Source organism: Pseudomonas sp. EU05-FHT14B02 (assembly GCF_058791055.1).
In genome coordinates this window covers 1-10,834 of sequence record NZ_JBYTDD010000054.1, presented here as the reverse complement: position 1 = coordinate 10,834, position 10,834 = coordinate 1, and the positions used below count along the sequence as shown (strand labels likewise).

The window sequence follows — 10,834 nt, the reverse complement described above, 5'->3', positions numbered from 1 at the left end:
ATGCCAGTACAGGCATCGGATTTTGATTTCTTGCGGCCAAAGGTCAAGCGAGAGGGCTTAACTGATCGGCATTAGCCCTTGAGCCGCGTTTTTTTCGCCTGAACGTTGCTGAGCCTTGGTGTCAGTGGCCCCTCTGCTCTTCGATTCAACATTTTTGACCGGTGCCGTCCTGGCAGGCTCCGCCCTCCCCGATCCAGACACCTGATGGCTGCCGCTTCCTTTTCTGCTTCACGCTAACCTTCAACGGTTTTTTTATTAAAGCGATACATATGTATCGCCATTTCCGTAGTTGAACTTGGTTCAATGTGGGCTCAACAGTTCATTGAACAAGGAAAAAAACATGGCTATTACTTACACCCCATTTCAAGCAAGTGGCTCGCAGGTGCTCCCTCCCAATCAAATGATGTCGGCAGGACAGTACCTTATGTCCGGAAATGGACGATTTCGATTGGTGTTGCAAGCTGACGGAAATTTGGTTATTACCGACAATGGTGCTGTAGTTTGGGTTGCGGACGCCAATCAAATTTATAGTAAAACCTTATATCAAAAAAGAATGAATCAGCGACTGCAGTTTGTAATCAGCAATAATGGCTTCTTATACGATCCTTCCAGAAAGCGTCTATGGATTGCCGAAAGTTCTCATAGCGCTGATAAATCGCTTTGGTACAACGCTTGTATGGTCATGCAAGATGACGGAAATCTAGTCATTTACGATGGGCGGATGGGCAGTCTGTGCTGGGCTCGCTTTGGATTTGTCCCTGGCCGCATTCCAAAGCCAAAGGAAAGGCTGGTCAGAGTACTTCCGGATGGTAAACAGATTTATGAATGGAAATTTTCATTAGGCCCTCTTTAACCATGGCCAAATACTTCCTTTTCTAAGGACCTGTGAAAACTGGAGGTGGCTGCAAGCAATCTGGATCATACGGATTTATATCGCACTTATAGACCAGTTCATGACCGTATCCTTTAGGAAATAGCTCTCCGCAATTACAGCCGGAAAGCGCTATCAATATTATTGTTGCCGCTAGTGCTTTCATATGCCCTCCAAATTTTTTTGAATAGCATAAGCTTAATTCCAGGCGCCACCTATAATGTATGTCTGATTATTTTGTGGGAAGAATCTGATATATCGCTGCAGCGTGTAGGACCGAGATTGTGGATTGCAGGAGCCCAATGCGCAGACAAAGCCGGAATATCTCATGCCTGATAAATGATCAATAAAAAGCGCGGCTTTAAAGCCGCGCTTTTTTTACGCCTGAACGCTACTGCGCCTTGGTGTCCGTTGCCGGAGTTGCAGCAGGTTTGGCAGCCGGTTTCTTCGCCAGTTCAGCCTTCTTGACCGGTGCCTTGGCCGGGACTTTTTTCGCCTCGGTCCTGGCTGTCGGTTTAGTTGCCGCTTTGGCCGGAGCCTTTTTGGCTGGCTCGGCTTTTGCCGGGGTCGCAGGCTTCGGCGCTTCAACCGGAGCCGGCGCAACGGCCGGGGCTGGCGTCGGAGCAAGCGCAGGGGCTGGCGCAACCGGCTCTGGCGCCTTGACTGTCTCTGGTTTCTTCTCGTCATCCGAGCCGCCGAACAGGTTGCTGAAGAAATTGCCTTTCTTCGCCACCACCGCACCAGCGCCCGCCGCTGCGGCGGCCGGACCCACTTTCGCCGGTTCGAACGACTTGCCCGCCGCCAGGTCTTCAACCTGGCTGGCCGCACGCTGACCGGTGCGCAGCGCGCCTTCCAGGGTGCCTGGGTACAGGGTGTCGGTGTGTTCGCCAGCGAAGGCTACTCGCTGAATCGGGCGTTCCCACAGGCGCCAGAACTTGCTGATCTGGCCCGGCCCGAAGGCCAGGTAGGCACCGCCAGTCGACGGGTCGGTGCTATAGCGACGGATTTCATAACCGGTGAACGAACCACGGGCCTGTGGATAAAAAGCGTGCAGGCGAATCAGCACCTGATCGGCCATCTGCTTGTCGCCGAACGCCTGCATGACGCGGGCGTTATCGCCGGACAGGTTGATCACCACGTTGGCACCGCCCTTCAGGGCAGGCTCGACCCACAACATCCCCAGGCCGGTGTTGCTGTAGATCTCGCCGGACATACGCGCCTTGCTTTCCCACACCGGCGTCTTGAACTTGAGCATGATCTGATCGCGCCAACCGTAGTTGGTGCCCTTGATCGCCGCCAGATGCTGTGCGTCCAGCGCCGGGGTCATCTGGATCTTGTTCAGGGCGCGCAACGGCACGGCCAGTACCACGTAGTCGGCCTGGTAGCCGACGCCGCCGACCTTGACGGTTACGCCGTCCTTGTCCTGGCTGATGGCCGAGACCGGGGAAGCGGTCTTAATGACTTTCAGCTGCTTGACGAAGGCCTGGGCCAGCACCGGGCTGCCGCCGACCAGGCGCGAAGCACGCAGGTCACGATCGGAGACGCCACGGTAGACGCGGCTCTGCTGCGCGAAGTACAGCAGCGACAAGCGCGAAGGTTCGTCGTAGCGGGTACGGATCTGCTGGTTGATCAACTGGCGGGCGGTGGCCGGCAGGTTCTGCTTGTCGAGCCAGCTCGACACGTTGATCTGATCCAACGCGTGCAGGGTGTTGTTGGCGGCAGGGTTCAGCGGGTCGTCGATCGAGCGCGCCAGATCGTCCACGGTCTTGTCAAAACGCTTGAGCGCCTCGGCGGTGGCTGGCTGCTTGGTCGCCAGATCGGCGGCGGAGAAATACTCGCCATCGATCAGGTAGCTTGGGGTCCGCACGAATTCAGGGGCCGGCGTGATGCTCAGCTTGAAGTTCGAGACGTACTTGTTCAGCACCGGCTGAGCCTTGTCATTGCCGATCCATTCGCTGGTGGCCATGCCGGAACGACCGCCCAGGCTCGATTTGGCTTCCAGCAGGGTGACCTGCCAGCCCTTGTTCTGCAGCTCGTACGCGGCAGTCAGGCCCGACAGGCCGCCGCCGATCACGATCGCGGTTTTATCCTTGGCCAGCGCAGACACGCTGAACAGCCCCAATACCACCAGCGCACAGGCGCGCAGCCAACCGACAGACATTCAGCGAACTCCGGAATTACACGAGGAAAACAGCAATTTTTGCGAGCCAGACGGCTCAAGAGTCGCGAAGGATACGTCAGCCTTCAAACACCCGCCAGCAACGTCTATCGACCTGGATAAAGTAGCTGATTCGACACAATGGGTTGTCCCCGTGGCACGCATTGCATAGGCTTGCGCGATTGTTTGTCCGCGCAGGTAACGGACCGCCTCCAGGAGAGTGAAAATGGGCCTGAATAATCAGTGGATGCAACGCGATCTCGCCGTGCTGTGGCATCCCTGCACCCAGATGAAAGATCACGAGCAACTGCCGCTGATCCCGATCAAGCGCGGGGAAGGCGTGTGGCTGGAAGACTTCGAAGGCAAGCGCTACCTCGATGCGGTCAGCTCCTGGTGGGTCAATGTGTTCGGGCACGCCAACCCGCGGATCAACCAGCGCATCAAGGACCAGGTCGACCAGCTCGAACATGTGATCCTTGCCGGCTTCAGCCATCAACCGGTGATCGAACTGTCCGAGCGCCTGGTGAAGATGACACCGGAAGGCCTGACCCGGTGCTTCTACGCCGATAACGGCTCATCCTGCATCGAAGTCGCGCTGAAAATGAGCTTTCACTACTGGCTCAATCGCGGTCAGCCGAACAAGAAGCGCTTCGTCACCCTGACCAACAGCTACCACGGCGAAACCATGGCGGCGATGTCGGTGGGTGACGTGCCGCTGTTCACCGAGACCTACAAAGCACTGTTGATGGACACCATCAAGGTACCGAGCCCGGACTGCTACCTGCGCCCCGAGGGCATGAGCTGGGAAGAACATTCGCGCAATATGTTCGCGGCCATGGAACAGACCCTCGCCGAAAATCACGACACGGTCGCGGCGGTGATCGTCGAGCCGCTGATCCAGGGCGCCGGTGGCATGCGCATGTACCACCCGGTGTACCTCAAGCTGCTGCGAGAAGCCTGCGACCGCTACGGCGTGCACCTGATCCACGACGAAATCGCCGTCGGCTTCGGCCGCACCGGGACGATGTTCGCCTGCGAACAGGCCGGCATCCGACCTGATTTCCTGTGCCTGTCCAAAGCCCTGACGGGCGGCTATCTGCCGCTGGCGGCGTGCATGACCACCGACGAGGTCTACAGCGCCTTCTACGACGACTACCCGACCCTGCGCGCCTTCCTGCACTCCCACAGCTACACCGGCAACCCACTGGCGTGCGCGGCGGCCCTGGCGACCCTGGACATCTTCGAAGAAGACAACGTCATCGAGAACAACAAGGCCCTGGCGCAGCGCATGGCTACGTCGACGGCACATCTGGTCGACCACCCGAACGTGTCCGAAGTGCGCCAGACCGGCATGGTGCTGGCCATCGAGATGGTCAAGGACAAGGCCAGCAAGGAAGCTTGGCCGTGGCAGGAACGTCGCGGCCTGAAGGTGTTCCAGCACGCCCTGGAGCGTGGTGCGTTACTGCGCCCATTGGGTAGCGTGGTGTATTTCTTGCCGCCGTATGTGATTACCCCGGAGCAGATCGACTTCCTTGCCGAAGTGGCCAGCGAAGGGATCGACATCGCGACCCGTGACAGCGTCAGCGTGGCGGTGCCGAAGGACTTCCACCCGGGGTTCCGTGATCCGGGCTGATGATGCGGTCAATGTGGGAGCAAGCTCGCTCCCACAGAAGTCCCTACCGTTCCATGACCAACACCCTTTTTCAGAGACCCAGCATGAGACTGTCCCGCTTCTTCATTGACGCCCCCCTGAGCACCGGCGAGCACGAATTGCCCGAAGCCCAGGCCCACTACATCGGCCGCGTCTTGCGCATGGCCGAAGGCGATGCGCTGCAACTGTTCGATGGTTCCGGCCACGAGTTTCGCGCCACCCTGGTCGAAGTCGGCAAGAAGCGTGTAGTGGTGCAGATCGATGAAAGCTTCGCCGGGCAGATCGAGTCGCCGCTGCAAATCCATCTCGGCCAGGGCCTGTCCCGCGGTGAACGCATGGACTGGGCGATCCAGAAAGCCACGGAACTGGGCGCCACTGAAATCACCCCGATCTTCACCGAACGCTGCGAAGTCCGGCTCAAGGACGAGCGCGCCGACAAACGCCTGCTGCACTGGCGTCAGGTGGCGATCAGCGCATGTGAGCAATGCGGGCGTTCAAGGGTGCCGGTGATTCATCCACCAATGCTGTTGGCCGACTGGCTCAAGCAGACACAAGCCGAGTTGAAACTGGTGCTGCACCCGGTGGCCGAACCGTTGGTGAGCCACGCCAAACCTTCAAATCTGGCATTCCTGATCGGTCCGGAGGGTGGTTTGTCCGATGCCGAAGTCGATCAGGCCAAGGCCGGCGGTTTCCACGCCGCCCGCCTCGGTCCGCGGGTGCTGCGCACCGAAACCGCGCCGGTTGTTGCACTGGCGGTGGCCCAGCAACTCTGGGGTGATTTCTAGGCTACTGCACCGGATCACTCACCGGTTTGGCAATGATCGCCTTGAGTTCGCTGGTCATCGGGAACTCAAGGTTCAAACCCTTCGGCGGGATCGGCTGCTCGAACCAGCGTTGGTAGATGCCATTGATCTCGCCCGAGCTGTACAGATCCGCCAACGCGCCGTTGACCAGCGCCAGGAACTGCGGATCGTCCTTGCGCACCATGCAGCTGTAGATCTCCCGCGATTGTTCCTCCCCGACCACCACCCACTTGTGCGGGTCATTGGCCTTGGCGCGCTCACCGTAGAGCAGCGCGTCGTCCATGTAGAACGCCGCCGCCCGGCCCGACTGCAGCATCTGGAAGGCTTCGCCGTGGTCCTTGGCGCTGATCACGAACATGTCGATCTTGTGATCAACGTTATAGCTTTTCAGGAAGCGTTCGTTGGTGGTGCCGGCGGTAGTCACCACGTTCTTGCCGCGCAGGTCAGCGAAATTATTGATCCCGCTGTCCTTCGCGGTCAGCAACTGGCCTTTGACATAGATGAAGCCATAGGAGAACGCCACCTGCTTCTGCCGTTCGGCGGTCACGCCGGTGGAGCCGCACTCAAGGTCCACGGTGCCGTTCTGCACCAGTGGAATGCGGGTCTGCGAGGTCACCAGGTTGTACTTCACCTTCAGGTCCGGCAGCGCCAGTTGCTGCTGGATGCGCTCGACGATCTTGCCCGCCAGATCCACCGAGTAACCCATCGGCTTGCCGCTGTGATCACCCACGTAGGAGAACGGCACCGAAGCATCGCGATAGCCCAGAGTGATGCTGTTGGCGCTGGCGATCTTGCTCAGAGTGCCGGTCAGTGGCGCTTCATTGGCCTGAACCTGACTGCCAAGCAGCAGGCCAAGCGTACAAGCGAGCAACGTGATTTTCTGCATTGTTATTCTCCGTTGTCGGTGTTGGTTTATCAGACGCGTGCAGCGATGACGGTGATTTCCACCAACACCTGCGGGCGGGCCAGTTCGGCCTGCACGGTGGTGCGGCTCGGTGCCTGCCCAGGCGATAGCCAGGTGGACCAGACCTCGTTCATCGCGGCGAAATCCTCGGTGATGTTCTTCAGGTAAATGGTCGCACTGAGCAGATGATCCTTGTTGCTGCCCGCCTCGGCCAGCAAGGTATCGATTTTCGCCAGCACTTCGCGGGTCTGGCCGGTGGCATCCAGGGCATCGCCCGGCACCTGCCCGGAGAGAAACACCAGGTCGCCAAAGGTCACGGCGCCAGACAGGCGCGGGTTGCTGTGCAGTCGGGTAATGGTCATTGCAGTGTCCTCTTCTGAAATCCGTGTTCAGGCGGCCCGGTGGCTGAAACCCTGAAGGTCAATGGAAGGCCGGCGCTCGCCGATCAGCTCGCTGAGCAAACGCCCGCTGCCGCATGCCAGGGTGAAACCCAGCGCGCCGTGGCCGAGGTTGAGCCACAGGTTGCGATATGCCGTCGCGCCCAGCAACGGCACACCGCTGGGGGTGGCCGGGCGCATGCCGGCCCACTCGACGGCTTCGTCATAGGCGCCGGCATTTGGAAAGGTGTCACGGGCCTGACGCTTGATCAGCGCCAGACGCTTGGGGTCCAAAGCAGGGTCGAAGCCGACGATGTCGACCATCGCCGCCACTCGCAATTGCTTACCGATGCGGGCGTAGACGATCTTGCGGTCGTAGTCGGTGATGCTCACGTCCGGTGCCCGGTGACCGGCGCCGATCGGCACGGTCAGACTGTAGCCCTTGAGCGGATAAAGCGGCAGTTGCAGCCAGGGTAGCGCCAACAACGGACTGCGGTGACCGGCAGCGATCACCAGTTGATCGACTGGCAGCACTTGCTCGCCCAGTTCGATGGCGTTGACGCTGCCGTTGCTGTGGCGAATGCCGGTTACCGCTTGTCCGAGGAGAAATTCGCAACGGCCGGACGCCTTCAGTCGTGCAGCCAGTTGCTGGCAGAAACCGTGGCAGTCGCCGACCTCTTCGTCCGGGGTGTAGATCGCCCCGACAAAGGGCGCATCGATCAGCGCCGGTTCCAGTTGCGTGCATTCGGCTGGCGACAACACTTGCTGTTGCTGCGGGTCGGCCAAGCCTTGGCGCGCATGCTCGAAGCTGCTGTTCTGGCGGAAAGTCACCAGTTTGCCATTGCGCCGCCACTGGAATCCCGCCAGTCCATCATCCTCGCGCCAGGACTTCAATGTGTCCTGGCTGAACAACGCCAGGCGCAGCAAGTGCGCGGCGTTCTCACGGTTGACCGAGCGGCGGCAGGCGCCGAGGAACGACGCCATCCAGCGCCACTGGGCCAGGTCGAGGCGCGGGCGCAGCTTCAGCGGTGAATCGCCGCGCAACATCCAGCCGATGGCTTGCAAAGGCACTCCGGCGTCGGCCAGGGGCGCGACATAGCGATAGGATAGTTGGCCGCCGTTGGCGAAGCTGGTTTCGCTGCCCAGCGAGTCCCGTGCCTCGACCACCGTCACCTCGAAGCCGTCGCGCACCAGCGCATAGGCCGTTGCCAGGCCGATCACGCCGCCACCGATGATGCACACACGCTGAGCCATGTCCGTCCTTAAAACCGTTGTGAAGACGACACCGAGGTTAGAGCCAGGTGACAGACGTTGAACAATGCATAAAGATGGCAAACCCATAAACAAAGGTTATGGACTTGCCATGCGCCTTCGCCATATCGAGATTTTCCAGGCCATCCGCCAGACCGGCTCAATCAGCGCTGCCGCGCAATTGCTGCACGTCTCGCAACCGGCGGTGAGCAAGGTGTTGCAGCACGCCGAGCAGCAATTGGGCTTCCCGTTGTTCCTGCGGGTGCGCGGCAAGTTGCAGGCGACCCCGGAAGCGCTGGAGCTGGAGCGCGAAGTAGACAAGGTCAGCGAAAGCCTGCAAGGCGTACGACGCCTGGCGCAGAGCCTGCGCCGCGAGCCTGGCCACAGCCTGCGCATCGGTGCCACTCCGGCGCTGGCCCTGTCATTGCTGCCGCCGGCCATTCACGAATGGACCGGGCGTTACCCGGACATCGTTTGCGAACTCTCCAGCGCCCACAGTCGCGAACTGGTGCAGAACCTGTTGATGCGCGAAGTGGATGTCGCCCTGACCCTGCAACGCCCGGATCACCCGGGGCTCAAGGCCCAGGCGCTGGCGTCCGGCGTGCTGGTGGCGCTGGCGCCGAGTGGTTACTGGCCTCAGGAAGATGCGGGCAAACCGTTGCCACTGATGGCGCTGGCGGATGCGCCGCTGATCGGTTTATCCAGCGCCGATCCGCTGGCCGCGCGGCTCGACAGTTACCTGGAAGCGGTCGAGCCCCCACCCCGGGTACGCATCGCCGTGCAAACCTACTCCCTGGCACGGGCGATGGTGGAATCTGGCGCAGGCCTGGCGGTGATCGATCCATTCACCGCCCTTGGCGCCTCTCCCGCCACCACAACGATTCGCCCCCTGGCACCGCCGTTACCCATCACCCTGTACGCAGTGACCCGCGCCGCCGAACCACCGCCCCACACCTTGAACGATCTGTTGCAGGTATTCAGCCGTCGAGCCCGGGAGCAGTTGGATCGCCTGGTCCCGGTGCAGCCTTAAAGGACATAAAACAAAATCGCCACAAAGTGCAGCAGGCTCCCGGCGATCACGAACAGATGCCAGATCCCGTGGGCATGGCGCAGGCGATGATCGAGGGCAAAAAAGATAATCCCCACGGTGTACAACACGCCGCCCGATGCCAGCCACGCAAACCCGGCGCTGCCCAGCGCCGCGAGCAGCGGCTTGACCGCCACCAGTACAATCCAGCCCATCACCGCATAAATCACGATCGACAGAATCCGCGCTTCCGAACGCGGCTTTATCTCTTGCAGGATGCCGATCAGCGCCAGCCCCCAGACAATCCCGAACAACGTCCAGCCCCACGGCCCGCGCAGAGTCACCAGGCAGAACGGCGTGTAGCTTCCGGCGATTAACAGATAGATCGAAAAGTGATCGACCTTCTGCATGATCACTTTCTTGCGCCCGCGCACGCTGTGGTAGACGGTCGATGCGCTGTAAAGCACCAGTAGGGTAAAGGCGTAGATCGCCATGCTGACAATCTTCCACGGGCTGCCGTCCAGGCTGGCCAGCACAATCAGCCACACCCCACCGATAAACGCCGCCACTGCCCCGACCAGATGCGTCCAGGCATTCAATCGTTCCCCGTGATACATGTGTTGCTCACCTCGAATTTCATTGCCGCAACGCGCAAGGCTCAGGCCTGGAGCGTAAAAGCGCAATGTTTCTGTACGACGGGCCCGGCGTAATTGGGCACAATCGAGTCATCCCAAAAAGAGTCCGGCCCATGCTGATCGATGAAGAGTTGACCCTGAAAAAACTCGAGGTGTTCCTGGCCTTCATGCGCACCGGCAACCTGGCACGCGCCGCTGCCGAATTGCAGACCAGCAATGTCAGCGTGCATCGGGCGATCCATTCCCTGGAAAGCGCCCTGCGCTGCCCGTTGTTCAAGCACGAAGGGCGCAACCTGACGCCGCTGGAGAGCGCCTATGTGCTGGAAGAACGGGCGCAGAAGCTGATTCAGGATGTCATCGAAAGTGTCCGTCTGACACGCGAGGCCGCCGGGTTCTCGGCTGAACGGTTCAAACTGGGGTCGCTGTATTCACTGACGGTGAAGACCGTGCCGCAGCTGATCATGGGTTTGAAGATCCGCCGCAGCGAGCTCAACATCGACCTGATTCTGGGCTCCAACACCGACCTGCTCTACAAGCTCAAGAACATGGAAGTCGATGCGGCCCTGGTGTCGCTGGACGACAGCGTCAACGATCCGGATTGCGAGCAGATCCCGCTGTTCTCCGACGACATCTTCCTCGCCACGCCCGCCGACTCCAGGTTTGCCCAGCGAACCGAAGTCGACCTGGCCGAGGTCCGCGACGAAACCTTCATCACCCTGACCCAGGGCTTCGCCACTCATCAGGACGGCAAGCGGGTATTTGAGCAGGCAGGGTTCGAGCCGAAGGTGGCGATGCAGGTCAACGACATCTTCACCCTGCTGAGCATGGTCAGTTCGGGCGTTGGTTATGCGTTGCTGCCGGGGCGGATTGCGGCGGTGTACGAGAACCGGGTGAAGCTGATCCCTCTGCAGGAAAAGTACCGCTTGCAGCAGCACATTGGCGTGGTGTTCCTGAAAGCCAAGGAGCGTGATCCGAATCTGCTGGCGTTGCTGGCGGAGTGTCGGATGTATGCCAATCGGCAGGCTTGAAACCTTATCGACCTCATTGCGAGCAAGCTCGCTCCCACACAGGAATGCGATTCCCTGTGGGAGATTCTATGGTTGAGGGAAAGCCCTCAACTGGCTTTTGGCTGATATTCGCTTTGCCCTTTCAGCAAG

At 60.1% G+C, this 10,834-nt stretch carries 10 protein-coding genes; 5 read left to right on the top strand and 5 right to left on the bottom strand.

Features of this window, described 5'->3' with window-relative positions; all coding sequences use genetic code 11:
- Window positions 1-340: 340 nt before the first annotated feature.
- Entirely contained in the window at window positions 341-853 is a 513-nt protein-coding gene (gene llpB / locus AC3WTM_RS29325; RefSeq protein ID WP_102672874.1) for a lectin-like bacteriocin LlpB, read from the top strand.
- 409 nt (window positions 854-1,262) lie between these two features.
- Here llpB and AC3WTM_RS29320 read toward each other — a convergent pair whose 3' ends face one another.
- Complete coding sequence (locus AC3WTM_RS29320) at window positions 1,263-3,032, bottom strand: flavin monoamine oxidase family protein (protein WP_102672873.1); 1,770 nt, start codon at window positions 3,030-3,032, stop codon at window positions 1,263-1,265.
- Between the two features lie 223 nt (window positions 3,033-3,255).
- On the opposite strand from AC3WTM_RS29320, the gene AC3WTM_RS29315 reads away from it, so the two are divergent.
- Both AC3WTM_RS29315 and AC3WTM_RS29310 read left to right on the top strand, forming a co-directional pair.
- A complete protein-coding gene (locus tag AC3WTM_RS29315; protein ID WP_057712946.1) occupies window positions 3,256-4,662 on the top strand; it encodes an adenosylmethionine--8-amino-7-oxononanoate transaminase in 1,407 nt (468 codons plus the stop codon).
- 83 nt (window positions 4,663-4,745) lie between these two features.
- A complete protein-coding gene (locus AC3WTM_RS29310) occupies window positions 4,746-5,465 on the top strand; it encodes a 16S rRNA (uracil(1498)-N(3))-methyltransferase (protein WP_102672872.1) in 720 nt (239 codons plus the stop codon).
- A 1-nt stretch (window position 5,466) separates the two neighbouring features.
- Here AC3WTM_RS29310 and AC3WTM_RS29305 read toward each other — a convergent pair whose 3' ends face one another.
- The 3 genes from AC3WTM_RS29305 to AC3WTM_RS29295 are packed head-to-tail and all read right to left on the bottom strand — an operon-like array spanning window position 5,467 to window position 8,018.
- Window positions 5,467-6,369, bottom strand: a complete 903-nt coding sequence (locus AC3WTM_RS29305) for a transporter substrate-binding domain-containing protein (RefSeq protein WP_102672871.1) — start codon at window positions 6,367-6,369, stop codon at window positions 5,467-5,469.
- A 29-nt stretch (window positions 6,370-6,398) separates the two neighbouring features.
- Window positions 6,399-6,749 carry a RidA family protein gene (locus AC3WTM_RS29300; RefSeq protein WP_102672870.1) on the bottom strand — a complete coding sequence of 117 codons (351 nt, stop codon included), beginning with the start codon at window positions 6,747-6,749 and terminating at the stop codon, window positions 6,399-6,401.
- 27 nt (window positions 6,750-6,776) lie between these two features.
- The gene (locus AC3WTM_RS29295) at window positions 6,777-8,018 is read right to left on the bottom strand and encodes a D-amino acid dehydrogenase (RefSeq protein ID WP_102672869.1); all 1,242 of its coding nucleotides are present in this window, start codon (window positions 8,016-8,018) and stop codon (window positions 6,777-6,779) included.
- A gap of 109 nt (window positions 8,019-8,127) precedes the next feature.
- Here AC3WTM_RS29295 and AC3WTM_RS29290 point away from each other — a divergent pair, with 109 nt between their 5' ends.
- Entirely contained in the window at window positions 8,128-9,045 is a 918-nt protein-coding gene (locus AC3WTM_RS29290; RefSeq protein ID WP_102672868.1) for a LysR family transcriptional regulator, read from the top strand.
- Here the strand turns inward: AC3WTM_RS29290 and trhA are convergent.
- The gene (gene trhA / locus AC3WTM_RS29285) at window positions 9,042-9,659 is read right to left on the bottom strand and encodes a PAQR family membrane homeostasis protein TrhA (protein WP_102672867.1); all 618 of its coding nucleotides are present in this window, start codon (window positions 9,657-9,659) and stop codon (window positions 9,042-9,044) included. The genes AC3WTM_RS29290 and trhA overlap by 4 nt on opposite strands.
- A gap of 131 nt (window positions 9,660-9,790) precedes the next feature.
- Here trhA and AC3WTM_RS29280 point away from each other — a divergent pair, with 131 nt between their 5' ends.
- Window positions 9,791-10,705 (top strand): LysR family transcriptional regulator, encoded by a 915-nt coding sequence (locus AC3WTM_RS29280; protein ID WP_102672866.1) that lies wholly within the window; start codon window positions 9,791-9,793, stop codon window positions 10,703-10,705.
- Window positions 10,706-10,834: the final 129 nt, after the last annotated feature.